The 16,166-nt window shown below is 63.0% G+C and carries 16 protein-coding genes; 12 read left to right on the plus strand and 4 right to left on the minus strand.

What is annotated here, in order from left to right; all coding sequences use genetic code 11:
• The first annotated feature begins 36 nt into the window (after positions 1–36).
• Both HGB51_RS16870 and HGB51_RS16875 read left to right on the plus strand, forming a co-directional pair.
• Entirely contained in the window at positions 37–1,386 is a 1,350-nt protein-coding gene (locus HGB51_RS16870; protein ID WP_070207019.1) for a phosphohexomutase domain-containing protein, read from the plus strand.
• An 11-nt stretch (positions 1,387–1,397) separates the two neighbouring features.
• The gene (locus tag HGB51_RS16875; protein WP_070207020.1) at positions 1,398–2,801 is read left to right on the plus strand and encodes a mannose-1-phosphate guanylyltransferase/mannose-6-phosphate isomerase; all 1,404 of its coding nucleotides are present in this window, start codon (positions 1,398–1,400) and stop codon (positions 2,799–2,801) included.
• Positions 2,802–2,853: 52 nt separating this feature from the next.
• On the opposite strand, the gene rfbD is transcribed toward HGB51_RS16875, so the two are convergent.
• Genes rfbD through rfbB form a run of 4 tightly spaced genes read right to left on the minus strand, consistent with a single transcriptional unit; the run spans position 2,854 to position 6,267 of the window.
• A complete protein-coding gene (gene rfbD / locus HGB51_RS16880) occupies positions 2,854–3,744 on the minus strand; it encodes a dTDP-4-dehydrorhamnose reductase (RefSeq protein ID WP_070207021.1) in 891 nt (296 codons plus the stop codon).
• Positions 3,741–4,313, minus strand: a complete 573-nt coding sequence (gene rfbC / locus HGB51_RS16885; RefSeq protein ID WP_070207022.1) for a dTDP-4-dehydrorhamnose 3,5-epimerase — start codon at positions 4,311–4,313, stop codon at positions 3,741–3,743. The genes rfbD and rfbC overlap by 4 nt, the downstream gene beginning before the upstream one ends.
• Positions 4,310–5,197 (minus strand): glucose-1-phosphate thymidylyltransferase RfbA, encoded by an 888-nt coding sequence (rfbA, locus tag HGB51_RS16890; protein ID WP_070207023.1) that lies wholly within the window; start codon positions 5,195–5,197, stop codon positions 4,310–4,312. Before rfbA ends, rfbC begins: the two co-directional genes overlap by 4 nt.
• Before the next feature lie 14 nt (positions 5,198–5,211).
• Positions 5,212–6,267 (minus strand): dTDP-glucose 4,6-dehydratase, encoded by a 1,056-nt coding sequence (gene rfbB, locus HGB51_RS16895; RefSeq protein WP_070207024.1) that lies wholly within the window; start codon positions 6,265–6,267, stop codon positions 5,212–5,214.
• Positions 6,268–6,529: 262 nt separating this feature from the next.
• Here rfbB and HGB51_RS16900 point away from each other — a divergent pair, with 262 nt between their 5' ends.
• The 10 genes from HGB51_RS16900 to HGB51_RS16945 all read left to right on the plus strand — a co-directional run bounded on the left by HGB51_RS16900 (position 6,530) and on the right by HGB51_RS16945 (position 16,146).
• Entirely contained in the window at positions 6,530–7,276 is a 747-nt protein-coding gene (locus HGB51_RS16900) for an electron transfer flavoprotein subunit beta/FixA family protein (protein ID WP_070207025.1), read from the plus strand.
• On the plus strand, positions 7,276–8,214 hold the full coding sequence (locus HGB51_RS16905; RefSeq protein ID WP_070207026.1) for an electron transfer flavoprotein subunit alpha/FixB family protein: 939 nt from the start codon (positions 7,276–7,278) through the stop codon (positions 8,212–8,214). The genes HGB51_RS16900 and HGB51_RS16905 overlap by 1 nt, the downstream gene beginning before the upstream one ends.
• A 2-nt stretch (positions 8,215–8,216) precedes the next feature.
• Positions 8,217–9,188 (plus strand): lysylphosphatidylglycerol synthase transmembrane domain-containing protein, encoded by a 972-nt coding sequence (locus tag HGB51_RS16910; protein WP_070207027.1) that lies wholly within the window; start codon positions 8,217–8,219, stop codon positions 9,186–9,188.
• Positions 9,189–9,305: 117 nt separating this feature from the next.
• The gene (locus tag HGB51_RS16915; protein ID WP_070207028.1) at positions 9,306–10,724 is read left to right on the plus strand and encodes a UbiA family prenyltransferase; all 1,419 of its coding nucleotides are present in this window, start codon (positions 9,306–9,308) and stop codon (positions 10,722–10,724) included.
• A complete protein-coding gene (locus HGB51_RS16920; protein ID WP_070207029.1) occupies positions 10,721–12,028 on the plus strand; it encodes an FAD-binding oxidoreductase in 1,308 nt (435 codons plus the stop codon). Before HGB51_RS16915 ends, HGB51_RS16920 begins: the two co-directional genes overlap by 4 nt.
• Positions 12,029–12,030: 2 nt before the next feature.
• Positions 12,031–12,762 (plus strand): SDR family oxidoreductase, encoded by a 732-nt coding sequence (locus HGB51_RS16925; protein ID WP_070207030.1) that lies wholly within the window; start codon positions 12,031–12,033, stop codon positions 12,760–12,762.
• Positions 12,763–12,789: 27 nt separating this feature from the next.
• The gene (locus HGB51_RS16930; RefSeq protein ID WP_070207031.1) at positions 12,790–13,461 is read left to right on the plus strand and encodes a class I SAM-dependent methyltransferase; all 672 of its coding nucleotides are present in this window, start codon (positions 12,790–12,792) and stop codon (positions 13,459–13,461) included.
• Between the two features lie 26 nt (positions 13,462–13,487).
• The gene (locus tag HGB51_RS16935; RefSeq protein WP_070207032.1) at positions 13,488–14,432 is read left to right on the plus strand and encodes an NAD-dependent epimerase/dehydratase family protein; all 945 of its coding nucleotides are present in this window, start codon (positions 13,488–13,490) and stop codon (positions 14,430–14,432) included.
• 26 nt (positions 14,433–14,458) lie between these two features.
• Positions 14,459–15,757 (plus strand): NAD(P)/FAD-dependent oxidoreductase, encoded by a 1,299-nt coding sequence (locus tag HGB51_RS16940; protein ID WP_070207033.1) that lies wholly within the window; start codon positions 14,459–14,461, stop codon positions 15,755–15,757.
• On the plus strand, positions 15,754–16,146 hold the full coding sequence (locus HGB51_RS16945; RefSeq protein ID WP_070207034.1) for a GtrA family protein: 393 nt from the start codon (positions 15,754–15,756) through the stop codon (positions 16,144–16,146). Before HGB51_RS16940 ends, HGB51_RS16945 begins: the two co-directional genes overlap by 4 nt.
• The last annotated feature ends 20 nt before the right edge of the window (positions 16,147–16,166 follow it).

Genomic DNA, 16,166 nt, shown 5'->3' on the forward strand with positions numbered 1-16,166 from the left:
AGCTAAACTCGCCTACTAACTTCGAAAGGACTACCGATGACTCTCCCCGCATTCAAGGCATACGACATCCGCGGCCGCGTGCCGGACGAGCTGAACGAAGACATGGCGCGCCGGATCGGCGTGGCCCTGGCCGCCCAGTTGGCGCCGGGCACCGTCGTTGTCGGCCATGACGTGCGCCTGACCAGCCCCGGGCTACAGGACGCGCTGGCTGCCGGCCTGCGCGGCGCGGGGCGCGAGGTGCTGGACATCGGGCTGTGCGGTACCGAGGAGGTCTACTTCCAGGTGGACCACCTGAAGGCCGCCGGCGGGGTGATGGTCACCGCCAGCCACAACCCGATGGACTACAACGGGATGAAGCTGGTCAAGGAGCAGGCCCGGCCGATCAGCTCGGATACCGGCCTGTTCGCCATCTCCGACGCCGTCGAGGCCGACACCGCGCCTGCGGTCGAACCCAAGGCCGGCATCCAGTCGCATCCGGACAAATCGGCCTACATCGAGCACCTGCTGAGCTACGTGGATCGCAGCTCGCTGAAGCCGCTGAAGCTGGTGGTCAACGCCGGCAACGGCGGCGCGGGTGCCATCGTGGACCTGCTGGCGCCGCACCTCCCGTTCGAGTTCGTCCGCATCGCGCACGAGCCGGACGGCAGCTTCCCGAACGGCATTCCGAACCCGCTGCTGGTCGAGAACCGCGAGCTCACCGCGAAGGCGGTGCTTGAGCACGGTGCGGACTTCGGGATCGCCTGGGACGGCGACTTCGACCGCTGCTTCTTCTTCGACCATACCGGCCGCTTCATCGAAGGCTATTACCTGGTCGGGCTGCTGGCCAGGGCGATCCTGGCGCGGCAGCCGGGCGGCAAGATCGTGCACGATCCGCGCCTGCTCTGGAACACCGTGGAAATGGTCGAAGAGGCCGGTGGCCAAGCCGTGCTGTGCAAGAGCGGGCATGCCTTCATCAAGGAAAAGATGCGCGACGAAGATGCCGTGTATGGCGGTGAAATGAGCGCGCACCATTATTTCCGCGAGTTCGCCTACGCCGACTCAGGCATGATTCCGTGGCTGCTGATCGCCGCGCTGGTCTCAGAGTCCGGCCTTTCGCTGGCCGAGCTGGTGGAAGAGCGCATGCAGAAGTTCCCGTGCAGCGGCGAGATCAACTTCAAGATCAGCGACGCCAAGCTCGCCGTCGCGCGGGTGATGGAACACTTCGCTTCGCACGGGCCCACGCTGGACCACACCGACGGCATCAGCGCCGACTTTGGCGAGTGGCGCTTCAACCTGCGCAGCTCCAATACCGAGCCGCTGCTTCGCCTCAACGTGGAAGCGCGCGGCGATGCCGCCCTGCTGCAGCAGCGCACCGACGAAATCTCCCAGTTGCTCACGGCATCCTGAGGCGTAGCCCGATGAACGACATTCTTCCGGTGATCCTGTCTGGCGGCTCCGGTACGCGGCTGTGGCCGCTGTCCCGCGAGGCCTATCCGAAGCAGTTCCTGGCCCTGGCCGGCGAGCAGACCATGCTGCAGGCCACATGGGAACGCGTGGCGCCCATCGCCGGGCGACCGCCGCTGGTCGTTGCCAACGAGGAACATCGTTTCGTGGCCGCCGAACAGTTGCAGCAGCTGGGCGTGCAGCCTCAGGCCATCCTGCTGGAGCCGGTCGGGCGAAACACCGCGCCAGCGATCGCCGTGGCCGCGCTGGAAGCCACGCTGGAGGAAGGCGACCCGGTACTGCTGGTACTGCCGTCGGACCATGTGATTGCCCATGAAGACGCCTTCCGGGCCGCGGTTCTCAGCGCACTGCCGGCTGCACGCGAGGGCAAGCTGGTTACCTTCGGGATCGTGCCGACCGGGCCGGAAACCGGCTATGGCTACATCAAGGCGTCATCAGGCGGTGCCGTCCGTGCGGTCGACCGCTTTGTCGAAAAGCCGGATGCGGAGACCGCCCTTCAGTACGTGCAGTCCGGCGAGTACTTCTGGAACAGCGGCATGTTCCTGTTCAAGGCCTCGCGCTACCTGGCCGAGCTGGAGCGCCTGCAACCGGAGATGCTGTCTGCCAGTCGCAATGCCTGGCAGCTGGCACGCCGTGATACCGACTTCACCCGTCTGGACAAGGAAGCATTTGCGGCCGTACCGGCCGACTCCATCGACTACGCGGTGATGGAGAAGACCAGCGACGCGGTGGTGGTGCCCTTGGACGCCGGCTGGAATGACGTGGGCTCCTGGACCGCGCTGCGCGACGTGTCGGCACAGGATGCCGATGGCAACGCACACCACGGCGACGTGATCGCCATCGATTGCCGCAATACCTATGCCTACGGCGAGCGCCTGATCGCGCTGGTCGGGCTCGACGATGTGATCGTGGTCGAGACCGATGACGCGGTGATGGTCGGCCGCAGCGACCGCATGCAGGAAATCAAGCAGGTCGTGGCCCAGCTCAAGGCCGATTCGCGCCCCGAAGCCACCTGGCACCGCAAGGTGTATCGCCCGTGGGGCGCCTACGACTCCATCGACAATGGCGAACGCTTCCAGGTGAAGCGGATCACGGTGAAGCCCGGTGGCACGCTGAGCCTGCAGATGCACCACCACCGTGCGGAGCACTGGGTGGTGGTGAGCGGAACCGCCGAAGTAACGCGCGGTGATGAGGTGATCCTGTTGGGCGAGAACCAGAGCACCTACATTCCGCTGGGCGTGACCCACCGACTGCGCAACCCGGGCAAGCTGCCGCTGGAGCTCATCGAGGTGCAGTCCGGCAGTTATCTGGGCGAGGATGACATCGTGCGGTTCGAGGATACGTACGGCAGGAGCTGATCGGCGCGAAAGTACGATAAAAAAACCCGGCCTGGCCGGGTTTTTTCTTTTACTAGATATCTGCAATCACACGCTTCAAACCCTGCTGCCAGTCCGGCACTTTGACGCCGAAATCAGACTCAAGCTTCGAAACGTCCAAGTGCGAGTACGCCGGACGCTTTGCCGGCGTCGGGTACTCGGCCGTGGAGATTGCTTCAACCTTTGGCGCGCGTGCGAGCTTGCCCGCTGCTACGGCCTCGGCGAAGATCGCCTCGGCGAAGCCGTGCCAGCTGGTTTCGCCATTGGCAGTAAGGTGCCACGTTCCGGACAGCTGCCCCGGATGCTGCAGCGCCTGTGCGGTGACGTCGGCAATCAATGCCGCCGGGGTCGGCGTCCCTACCTGGTCGGCGACCACGCGCAGCACATCGCGATCAGCGCCCACCCGCAGCATGGTGCGGAGGAAATTGGCGCTGTGGGAGGCGTACACCCACGCGGTACGGAAGATCAGGTGGCGTCCACCTGCTTCCCGGATGGCTTCTTCACCGGCCAGCTTGCTGGCGCCGTACACGCCCAAGGGCGCGGTGGCATCGCCTTCGCGGTACGGGCGCGTGCCCTGCCCGTCGAACACATAGTCGGTGGAGTAATGCACCAGCGGCACGCCAGCTGCAGCGCACCAGCGGGCGATGACGCCCGGCGCTTCAGCATTTGCGCGGAAAGCGGCGTCGCGCTCTTCCTCGGCGCGATCCACGGCCGTGTAGGCCGCGGCGTTCACCACGATGCTGGGCTGCACCCGGTCCAGCAGCGCGACCAGGGATTCAGGCTGATTGAAATCAGCCGTCTCGCAAGGCGTACCGTCGGCCAGAGTGCCGCTGCGGGTAGTTGCCATGAGCGTGCCGAGCGGGGCCAGGGCGCGCAACAGTTCCTGGCCCAACTGTCCGTTGCCGGCAAACAGCAGCACAGTCACAGTGCGCCCTGCAGCGCAGCGAAGTCCGGGAGACGGTCTTCGGCAATGTCCTTCAGGAACGGCGCGGCTTCATCCTTGGCCGACAGGGTCGGGCCGCTGATCGGCCAATCCACGCCGATATCGGCATCATTCCAGCGGACGCCTGCGTCGAAGTCCTTCAGGTACACCTCGGTGCACAGATAGCTGAAAACGGCACGCTCGGACAGCACGGCGAACCCGTGCGCGAAGCCTTCCGGAATCCAGAACTGCTTCTTGTTCTCCGCGCTCAGCACCACCGCTTCCCACTGGCCGAAAGTCGGCGAGCCGCGGCGGATATCCACGGCTACGTCGTACACCTCGCCTTCGAGAACGCTGACCAGCTTGCCCTGCGGACGCGGCCACTGATAGTGCAGGCCACGCAGTACGCCTTTGGCCGAGGTGGAGACGTTGCTCTGGACGAACTTCGTGGGCAGGCCGTGCTGGCCAAAACGCTCGGCGTTCCAGGTCTCGAAGAAGAAGCCACGTTCATCGCCGAACACAGCCGGCTCGATTACCACGCAGCCCGGCAGCTTGGTTTCAATTACTTTCACGGTACGACTCCACGCACGGCCAGCGCATGCAGATACTGGCCATAACCATTCTTGATCAGCGGTGCGGCAAGCGCTTCCAGCTGTTCGGCGTTGATCCAACCCTGGCCGAAGGCGATTTCTTCCGGGCAGCAGACCTGCAGGCCCTGGCGGGTCTGGATGGTCTCGATGAAGTTGGAAGCCTCCAGCAGCGACTGGTGCGTGCCGGTGTCGAGCCACGCGTAGCCGCGACCCAGCGCTTCCAGATGGAGATTGCCTTCGCGCAGGTACCGCTGATTGAGATCGGTAATCTCCAGCTCGCCGCGCGGCGACGGCTTCAGTTCGGCTGCGTGATGGCTGGCATTGCCGTCGTAGAAGTACAGGCCGGTAACCGCATAGTTCGAACGCGGGTTGGCCGGCTTCTCAACAAGATCAATGACCTTGCCGGCCTTGTCGAACTCAGCCACGCCGTAACGTTCCGGGTCATTCACCCAGTACCCGAAAACGGTCGCGCCGGTTTCGCGCTGATCGGCGTTGCGCAGCATTTCGCTCAAGCCGTGGCCGTGGAAGATGTTGTCCCCCAGCACCAGGCAGCTCGGCTTGCCGCCCACAAAGTCCTTGCCAATCAGGTAAGCCTGCGCCAGCCCGTCCGGGCTCGGCTGCACGGCGTACTCGATGTTCATGCCCCACTGCGAACCGTCTCCCAGCAGCGTCTGGAAGAGCGCCTGCTCGTGCGGTGTATTGATGATCAGCACGTCGCGGATCCCGGCCAGCATCAGCACGCTGAGCGGGTAGTAGATCATCGGTTTGTCGTATACCGGCAGCAGCTGCTTGCTGACGCCCTTGGTGATCGGATACAGGCGAGTGCCGGAGCCGCCCGCCAGGATGATGCCTTTACGTTGCGTCATGGTAGGAAATCCTTTTAGGCGCTGGTGCCAATGCGCTGCAGTCGATAGCTGCCGTCGAGCACGCCGTTGACCCATTCCTGGTTGTCCAGGTACCAATCAACCGTGAAGCCGATGCCCTGCTCGAAGGTGTACTTGGGCTCCCAGCCCAGCTGGTCCTTCAACTTCGATGCGTCAATGGCATAACGACGGTCATGGCCCGGGCGGTCCGCCACGTAGGTGATCTGACTGCTGCGCGGCTGGCCGTCTTCGCGCGGCCGGCGTGCATCGAGCAGCGCGCAGATGGCGTGCACCACCTCAATGTTCTCCTTCTCGGAGTTGCCGCCCACGTTGTACGTCTCGCCCACTTGGCCCTTGGCCAGCACGGTGCGGATCGCTTCGCAATGGTCGGACACGAACAGCCAGTCGCGCACCTGCTTGCCGTCGCCATAGACCGGCAGCGGTTCGCCGGCCAGCGCCTTGGCGATCACCAGCGGAATGAGCTTTTCCGGGAAATGGTACGGGCCATAGTTGTTCGAGCAGTTGGTGGTCAGCACCGGCAGCCCGTAGGTGTGGTGGAACGCACGCACCAGGTGGTCCGAAGCCGCCTTGGATGCCGAATACGGCGAGTTGGGCGCATACGGGGTGGTTTCGCTGAACTTACCGGTTTCACCGAGGGTGCCGTACACCTCGTCGGTGGACACGTGCAGGAAGCGGAACGCCTTGCCCTTGTCGGCCGGCAGCGCTTTCCAGTAGTCGCGCACCGATTCGAGCAGACCCAGGGTGCCAACCACGTTGGTCTGGATGAAGGCGCCCGGACCGTCGATAGACCGGTCAACATGGCTTTCAGCGGCGAAGTTCAGGACCGCATCCGGCTGGTGCTCATTCAGCAGTCGGGTCACCAGGGACTGGTCGCCGATGTCGCCTTGGACGAAGACGTGGTCCGGGTTGCCTTCCAGGGAAGTCAGGGTCTTCAGGTTACCCGCATAGGTCAGGGCATCCAGATTGATTACCCGCACGCCTCTGGCGACGGCTTCCAACACAAAGTTTCCGCCAATGAATCCGGCTCCGCCGGTGACAAGCCATGTGGGCACTACCCGTTCTCCTGTTCGGTATCGATCATGAGCCGCCCTCCAGGGGCGCTCGTACAGCCACACAGCATACATCGCAGTGCCGTTCGCGGCCTCTCACGTCATGTGAAGAAGGCAAATGGGCAGCACTTTCATGTCGCAGTGCAGCACAACCATACGCATTCGCATGGTTGGCGTAAGCCAGTTAGAATCGGGATCCCACCCCCGAACCGGTTGCCGCGTCCTGCAGCCGGACGTTCCCCGTTATTGAAGGATCCCGCACCAGATGAAAATCCTCGTCGCGTACAAGCGCGTGGTGGACTACAACGTCCGCATTCAGGTCAAGCCGGACGGTTCCGGCGTGGTCACCGACGGCGTCAAGCTGTCCCCCAACCCCTTTGACGAAATCGCCCTGGAAGAAGCCCTGCGCCTGCGCGACAAGGGCATCGCCACCGAGGTCGTGGTCGCCACCATCGCCCCCGCCGACGCCCAGGCCCACCTGCGCAACGGCCTGGCCATGGGTGCCAACCGCGCCATCCACGTGGTCACCGACCAGGCCATCCAGCCGCTGACCGCCGCGCGCACCCTGCTCAAGCTGGTCGAGAAAGAACAGCCGGACCTGGTGATCCTGGGCAAGCAGGCGATCGACGACGACGCCAACCAGACCGGCCAGATGCTGGCCACGCTGTGGGGCCGCCCGCAGGCGACCTTCGCCAGCAAGCTGGAGATTGCCGACGGCAAGGCCACCGTGACCCGCGAGGTCGACGCCGGCCTGGAAACGCTGGAAGTGGACCTGCCGGCCGTGGTCACCACCGACCTGCGTTTGAACGAGCCGCGCTTCATCAAGCTGCCGGACATCATGAAGGCCAAGGCCAAGCCGCTGGAAAGCCTGCAACTGGCCGACCTGGGCGTTGAAGCCGCCGACACCTTCAAAACCACCCACTACGCCGCGCCGTCCAAGCGCAGCAAGGGTGTGATGGTCAAGGACGCAGCCGAACTGGTTGCCGCACTCAAGCAGAAGGGGTTGCTGTAATGACCAAGATCCTCGTAGTTGCCGAGCACCATGACGGCAAGCTCAACGCCGCCACCGCCAAGACCGTGAGCGCGGCTGCCGCCATCAGCGGCGCCAGCATCGACGTGCTGGTGCTGGCTGCCGACCCGGCCTCCGTGGCCGCCCAGGCCGCCCAGCTGGCGGGCGTGGCCAAGGTGCTGACCGTTGCCAATGCTGCCAACGCCCAAGCCCAGGCCCAGGTGCTGGCCCCGCAGATCGCACAGCTGGCCAAGGGCTACACCCACGTGTTCGGCCCGTCGACCACCTTCGGCAAGGACCTGATGCCGTGCGTGGCCGCCCTGCTGGGCGTGAACCAGGTGTCCGACCTGATGAGCGTGGAAGGCAGCCACAGCTTCAAGCGCCCGATTTACGCGGGCAACGCCATCATCACCGTGGACGTGCCGGCCGACCAGATCGTGGTTGCCACCGTGCGCGCCGCCTCCTGGCCGGAAGCGGCCCAGGGCGGCAGCGCCCCGGTTGAAGCGGCCAGCGTGGACGCGGCCCTGCCGACCCACACCCGCTTCATCGGCCTGGCCGCCGGTGCCACCGACCGCCCGGACCTGCAGAGCGCCAAGCGCGTGGTTTCCGGTGGCCGTGGCGTCGGCTCGGAAGAGAACTTCAAGGTGATCTTCCAGCTGGCCGACAAGCTCGGTGCGGCCGTGGGCGCCTCGCGCGCGGCGGTGGACGCCGGTTACGTGCCCAGCGACCTGCAGGTCGGCCAGACCGGCAAGATCATTGCCCCGGAGCTGTATGTGGCCGTGGGCATCAGCGGTGCCATCCAGCACCTGACCGGGATCAAGGACGCCGGCACCATCGTGGCGATCAACAAGGATCCGGACTCGCCGATCTTCGAGATTGCCGATATCGGGCTGGTGGGGGATCTGTTTACCCTGCTGCCGGAGCTGGAAGCGGCCCTGTAAGCGTGGCCGAAGACGCCTCTTTCACTCCGCCCGCCCCGCAGCGCCGGGGCCGGGCACTGGGATGGTTGGCAGGCGTCGCCGCCGTGTATCTGGTGGCGCTGTGGTATCTGGATCGCGACAAGAACGTGCTGTCGCGACTGGGCGAGCTGGGCGGCCCGCTGCTGCTGTGTGCAGGTGCGGTACTGGCCAGCTATGGTTTCCGCTACCAGCGCTGGCACATGCTGCTGCGCGCACAGCGCCATCCGCTGGCTTCTTGGTGGTCGGGGCTGGGGGCGTATCTGGCCGGCTTCGCTTTTACCGCATCGCCGGGCAAGGCCGGCGAGCTGCTGCGCATACGCTACTTTTCGCGCTTGGGCGTACCTCCCAGGACCACGCTGACAACATTTGTCTACGAACGCGCACTGGATCTGCTGGTCATCACCCTGATGGCGACCGGCGCCGCACGCCTCGTTCCCCTGTTTGGTGTGTTGACCGGCCTGGTACTCGCCGTGGTCGCCGGAATCTGCCTGCTGGCATGCTGGCCAGCCTTGCAGCAACTTGCGCGGGTCGTCATAACTCGACTTCCTGGCCAACGACTGCGCCAGCTATGCGGTTTCCTGCTTGACGGGGTGTGTGCCCTGCGCCCCCTGCTGCACGCACGCCTGGCCGTGGCCAGCGCTGGCTATGGCGCCGCTGCCTGGCTGCTGACCTCCGCCGCATTCGCGTGGCTCTGCCACTCGCTGGGAGTCGATCTGGCCTGGCAGCATGCAGTGGCCATCTACCCGCTGGCGATGCTGGTGGGGGCGCTGTCCTTCGTCCCGGGGGGTGTGGGCACCACCGAAGCCGCCATCGTAGTGATGCTGGCCAGCGTGGGCGCCGGCATGGACGTGGCCCTGACCGCCGCAATTGGCATTCGACTGGCCAGTCTGTGGCTGGCGGTCATCGTCGGAATGTTGGCGCTGACTCGGCTGGAAGTTCGCGCCAAGTCGGATTAAACGCGCGTTTTCGGACCAATTCCTGAAGCGTGCAGCGCTATACTTCCCGGTCAAATTTCATGGATGAGGCACCCGTATGTGCTGTCCTGGCTCGCTTGACGCAGGAGTAACCCCGTTTTGAATTCCCAGAACCGCCCGCTCTGTGTCGATCTGGACGGCACCCTGCTGCGTTCCGACATTCTATATGAATCGCTTTTGGCCCTGCTGGCGCGCAACCCCTTCTACCTGTTCCTGCTGCCGTTCTGGCTGCTTGGCGGCAAGGCTGCCGTAAAGCGCCAGCTTGCCTCGCGCGTCCAGCTGCCGGCCGAGACGCTGCCGTACGACGAGCGGGTGTTGGAGATGCTGCGTACCACCACGCAGCGGCCCCGCGTGCTGTGCACCGCCTCGGACCTGCTGCTGGTGCAGCCGATCGCCGACCACCTCGGCCTGTTCGAGGAAGTGATTGCCAGCGATGGCCACACCAACTTGTCCGGCCACAACAAGGGCAAGGCGCTGGCCGAGCGTTTCGGCGAGCGTGGCTTCGACTACATGGGCAACGGGCGGGTCGACCTGCAGGTCTGGGCGCATGCCGGCGGCGCCATCGTCGTCAACAACGGTGAGCGTCTGGCCCGCGACGCCGCCCTTCAGACCGAGGTACTGGGCCACCTGCCCGCCCAGAACGGCGGCCTGCTCACCTGGATCAAGGCCCTGCGCATCTACCAGTGGCTGAAGAACCTGCTGGTGCTGGTGCCGCTGCTTACCGCCCATCGGTTCCTGGAGCCGGACGCCGTCGTCGACTCCGGCATCGCGTTCCTGGCATTCGGCCTGTGCGCATCAGGTGTGTACCTGCTCAACGACCTGCTCGACCTGACGCCCGACCGCATGCATCCGCGCAAGCGCAAACGGCCGTTCGCCGCCGGTACGCTGCCGCTGCTGCATGGACTGCTGATGGCGCCGCTGCTGACCGTGCTCGGCTTCGCGCTGGCCCTGCTCTGCAGCCCTGCCTTTGCCGGCGTGCTGCTGTGCTACTACGTGATGACCCTCGGTTACTCGCTCAAGCTCAAGCGCATCGTCATGATCGACGTAGTACTGCTGGCCGCGCTGTACACGGTACGCATCATTGGCGGCACCGTGGCGATCGGTTCGGAGCTGTCGTTCTGGCTGCTGGCGTTCTCGATGTTTGTGTTCCTCAGCCTGGCCATGCTCAAACGCTACACCGAACTGGCTGCCGCACTGGCCAGCGGTAAGGAAATGGCGATCGGCCGCGGTTACGCCGTCGCAGACCTGCCGCTCGTGCAGTCGCTGGGTGCTGCGGCCGGCTACATCGGCGTGCTGGTGTTTGCGTTGTACATCAACAGTCCGGAAAGCCTTGAGCTGTACAGCAAGCCGAAGGTGCTTTGGCTGCTGTGCCCGATGCTTCTGTACTGGATCAGCCGCATGTGGATCGTCTCGCACCGTGGCGACATGGAAGATGACCCCATCGTCTTTGCCGCCATGGACCGGGTCAGCCAAGTGGTGATTGCCCTGTGCGTGGTCATCGTGCTCGCCGCCATATGAGTTCAACGCGCGGCCAGTCGTGGGGACGCTACCCGCGCGCGCAGCAGACGCTGCTTGCGCTGGGCGACCGTGGGGCCGACCTTCCGGCCTGCACGGGAACGCTGCTGCCCCACGGCAATGGTCGCAGTTATGGCGACAGCTGCCTGAACCCGGGCGGCACGCTGCTGATGACACGGGCGCTGGACCGCTTCATCGCGTTCGACCCGGCAAACGGCGTCCTGCGCTGTGAAGCCGGGGTGACACTGGCCGAAGTTATCGGACTGGCGCTACCCACTGGCTGGTTCCTTCCGGTGACGCCTGGAACCCGCTACGCGACCGTAGGGGGTGCGATCGGCAACGACGTGCATGGCAAGAACCACCACCGCGCTGGCAGCTTCGGCCACCACGTGCGGTGCCTGGAACTCCTACGCAGCGATGGGTCCCGCCAGCTGCTGGATCCGCAGGACGACAGCGGCCTATTCGCCGCCACCATCGGTGGACTGGGCCTTACCGGATTGATCACTTGGGCCGAACTGCAGCTGCGCCGCGTGCCCGGTCCATGGATCGAAACGGAATCGATCCGTTTCGACAGCCTTGACGACTTCTTCGCGCTGTCGCGCGACTCGGCCGATGGCTTCGAGTACACCGTGGCTTGGATCGACTGCCTGGCAAAAGGCAAGCAATTGGGGCGTGGGCATTTCCTGCGTGGCGACCACGCGCCCGGCAACGCCCAAGCCGCTACACCGTCTGCCTCTCCCAGGCGCAGCATGCCGCTGGTGCCGCCAGTGTCGTTGGTCAACCGACTCACCCTGCGTCCGTTCAACACGCTGTATTACTGGCGCCAGCCGGCAAGGCGGCACCGTCATGTCAGCCATTACCAGAGTTATTTCTATCCGCTGGACGGCATCAACCACTGGAACCGCATGTACGGCCCACAGGGCTTCCTGCAGCACCAGTGCGTCCTGCCACCGGATAATGCACGCGATGCAACCGCCGCACTGCTTTCGGAGATCTCGCGCAGCGGGCGGGGTTCCTTCCTTGCGGTCCTCAAGGAGTTCGGCAATCGACCTTCGCCGGGACTGCTGTCTTTCCCGCGCCCCGGAAGCACGCTCGCACTGGATTTCCCGAACGATGGGCCGGATGTGTTCCGGATGCTGGAGCGTCTTGATGCCATCGTTGCCGAGGCCGGTGGCGCGGTATACGCGGCCAAGGACGCGCGCATGAGCGGCGCATTGTTCCGCCAGTCCAATCCGAAGTGGCAGCATTTTTCCCGATTCATCGACCCCCGATTCTCATCCGGCTTCTGGCGCCGGGTCATGGAGTGAGCATGCAGAAGATCCTGATCATTGGTGCGACATCGGCCATCGCCGAAGCTGTGGCGCGCGTGTACGCCACGCGTGCCGCAGCAGTATTCCTTGTTGCCCGCAACGCAACCAGGCTCGACACCATCGCGGCAGACCTTCGCGTACGCGGTGCGAGGCAGGTCGACGCTGCGGCACTCGATGTCAACGACATCGACGCGCACGCCGCAGTCTTGGACACCGCCTGGGCCACCATGGGTGGCATCGACACAGTGCTGATCGCCCACGGCACCCTTCCCGATCAGGCTGCCTGCGATGCTTCCGTAGACGTTTCGCTGCGAGAGTTCAGCACCAACGGTACGTCGACCATCGCGCTGGCCGCCGCACTTGCGCAGCGACTGGAGGCCGGATCCACCTTGGCGGTGATTTCCTCCGTAGCCGGCGACCGGGGCCGCGCCAGCAACTATTTGTATGGCAGTGCAAAAGCGGCCGTAAGCACCTACCTCAGCGGCCTGGGTCAGCGCCTACGCAAGCAGGGCATCAACGTACTAACAATAAAGCCCGGCTTCGTGGACACGCCCATGACTCAGGCATTCAAGAAGGGCGCCCTGTGGGCGACCCCTGATAGAGTTGCACGAGGCATCGTGCGTGCGTCCGACCGTCGACGTGCGGTTGCTTACCTGCCAGGGTTCTGGTGGGCGATCATGATGGTAATCAAGAATATCCCCGAGTTCGTTTTCCGCCGTATCTCCCTTTGAATCCCTCATAAAGAAGGACACTTTGCGATGCCGGATATTGATCACGACCTGGACGTTCTGTATCAGCACCGGTTCCCGAAAGAGGAGCTGGCGAATAAAAACCGCATCTGGAAAGTGTTGTGCACCCAGTACTTCAACCGCTTCGTCGCCCCCGGCGACACTGTGGTGGATATTGGGGCTGGCTATTGTGAATTCATCAACAACATTCCCGCCAGTCGAAAGATAGCCGTTGACCTGAACCCTGACGTACGCAAGTTCGCTGCCGACGGAGTCCACATCATCAATGAATCCTGCACGTCGGTGAGTTCCATTCCAAGCGGCAGCGTCGATGCTGTGTTCATGAGCAATTTCCTTGAGCATCTCCCGACCAAAGACCTAGTTCTGCAGACATTGAGGGAAAGCGCGCGGATGCTGAAACCTGGTGGGAGAGCCGTCATCCTTCAGCCAAACATCCGATTCCTCTATGACGAGTACTGGGACTATTTCGATCACCATACTGCACTGAGCGACCGTAGTCTGGTCGAAGGAGTCTTGATGGCCGGGCTGGAGCCACGCGTGGTGATCCCCAAGTTCCTTCCATACACCACCAAGAGCAGGCTTCCGCAGGCGCCTTGGTTGGTTTCTCTATACCTGCACATACCGCTGGCATGGCACATCCTGGGCAAGCAGGCCCTGGTCGTGGCTTACAAGCCCAGCTGACTCCACTTTGGTACTCGAGTTCGCCCATGGCACAGAAGAATGAAAAAATCGTCCTGACCGGCGCGGCAGGCTTGGTAGGTCAGAACCTCATTGTCGAAATGAAGCAACAGGGCTACACGCAACTTGTAGCCATCGACAAGCATGAGCACAATCTTGAGATTCTTCGCAAGCTTCACCCGGATGTGAAGATTGTTCTAGCTGATCTGGCTGAACCGGGCAGCTGGAGGGAGGTTTTCGAGGGTGCCAAGCTGGTCGTGCAACTCCACGCCCAGATTACGGGAAAGACCCCGGACCTGTTCGTGCGCAACAACCTCACTGCGACCGAACATGTTCTGGCCGCGTGCAAGGCCTCAGGTGTGCCCTACATGGTTCACATCAGCTCCTCGGTAGTGAACTCTGTGGCCAAGGATGACTACACCGAAACGAAGCGTGCGCAGGAAGCGCTGGTCGTCGATAGCAGCCTGCGCCACTGCGTGCTTCGCCCGACGTTGATGTTTGGCTGGTTCGACCCCAAGCACCTGGGCTGGCTCTCACGCTTCATGGCGCGCACACCGGTGTTCCCAATTCCTGGGGACGGCAGGTTCATGCGTCAACCATTGTATGAGCGGGACTTCTGCCGCTGCATCGTCAAATGCGTGGAAACCGAACCCGATAACGCTGTCTTCGACATCGTGGGCGACACCCGCGTTGACTACGTAGATATCATCCGCACCATCAAACGGGTAAAGAAGCTGCACACCTTGATTGTGCACATCCCCATCGGATTCTTCGGATTTCTGCTGCGTACGTTTGCACTGTTCAGCAGCAAACCGCCATTCACAGCCTCCCAGCTCAAGGCGCTCAGCGCCGGCGACGACTTCAAAGGCGTGGACACCAAGGCCGTGTTCGGCGTGCGGCAGACTCCGTTCGAAGATGCAATTCGAGAAAGCTATACCGACCCACGCTACAGCCACATCGTGCTGAAGCGCTGACCCACAGAATTGACGGAAAAATGCGTATGAGCACCTTCGCCATTATCGGCAGCGGCCCCATGGGCCTCATGACAGCCCTGGAACTGCTGAAGCAGGGCCACCAGGTAGACGTGTACGAGCGTGATGACCGCATTGGCGGGATGTCGGCCGACTTCGACTTCGATGGTCTTCGGATCGAGCGCTATTACCACTTCATCTGCAAGACCGACTACCCCTTGTTCAAGCTACTCGATGAGCTGAAGCTTTCAGACCGCCTTCACTGGACGGATACCAAGATGGGGTACTACTACCAAGGCAAGCTCCATAAGTGGGGCACGCCATTTGCCTTGCTGGGCTTCCCGCACTTGGGGCTGATCGACAAGGTCCGCTACGCGCTGCACGTGATGTACACAAAGGGGATCAAGGATTGGTCTGCGCTGGACAAGGAGAATGCGCGCGACTGGATCACCCGCTGGATTGGCCCAAAGGCCTACAAGGTAATGTGGGAAAAGGCGTTCGCGCTGAAGTTCTTCGAGTTCCAGAACGACCTATCTGCTTCCTGGATCGGCACGCGCATCAAGCGCGTGGCATTGTCGCGACGCAATCTGTTCAACGAGAGCATGGGCTACCTGCAAGGGGGTTCGGCGGTGCTGCTGGAGAAAATGGCTGCCGAGGTGCTTGGGCGTGGCGGTAGGATCCTGCTCGGCCAGCCCATTGACCAGGTGACCGCAGATGGCACTCGTGCCACCGGCGTGCGCACGGCTGCCGGCGACCAGCCCTACGACGGCGTAATCTCCACCGCGCCAATCCAGTACGTACCCTCCATGGTGCCGGCACTGCCGGAAGCCTTCTCCCGTCAAGTCGCAGCGATCGAGAACATTCCGGTGGCCTGCGTGATCCTGAAACTCTCGAAGCCGGTCAGTGAGAACTTCTGGATGAACATCAGCGATGAGCGAATCTCCATTCCCGGGCTGATCGAATACAGCAACCTCAATCCCGGAAACGGTCCGGGCGAACACATCGTGTACGCACCTTACTACATGCCAAAGACCCACCCCAAATGGCAGTGGAGCAACCAGCAACTGATCGATGAGGTGATCAGCTACCTGCCAATGATCAACCCCAATTTCAAGCCGGATTGGATCCGCGCCACCCACTGCCATCGCTACGAGTATGCTCAGACGATCTGCCCGCCTGGATTCCAAGAGATGCTACCGCCGATGAAGACGCCGCTGGCCGGTTTCTACATGGCAGACACTGCCTATTACTATCCGGAAGATCGCTCCATCAACGAGAGTATCGCCGTGGGTTCGACCCTAGCCCGAACCGCCATGGGACAGTCGTGATCAGCAAACGTTTCGCTATGTTCATCATATCCGGCGGCCTCGCGGCTGCCGCGAATTTCTTCTCGAGGATGCTGTTCAGCCTTTGGCTCCCGTATTCGCTGTCGATCGTCCTGAGCTTCATGGTTGGCTTGGTCACAGCATTCGTGCTGATGCGCAAACTGGCATTCAAACAAACAAGCAATGCTGCGCATCATCAAGTGCTCTGGTTTCTTGCCGTTAATGCACTTGCGTTACTGCAGACATTTTGCGTAAGTTTGCTTCTGGCACGATGGGCATTACCAATGATGGGAATCACCCGCGGCGCAGAAACCATAGCGCATGCGGTCGGTGTGGCGACCCCAGTTCTCACCAGCTACATTGGACACAAGCGACTGACTTTCCGCACCTGAAACGGCCCTTTGCCGGAGCT

The organism is Stenotrophomonas bentonitica, from assembly GCF_013185915.1.
Lineage (GTDB): Bacteria > Pseudomonadota > Gammaproteobacteria > Xanthomonadales > Xanthomonadaceae > Stenotrophomonas > Stenotrophomonas bentonitica.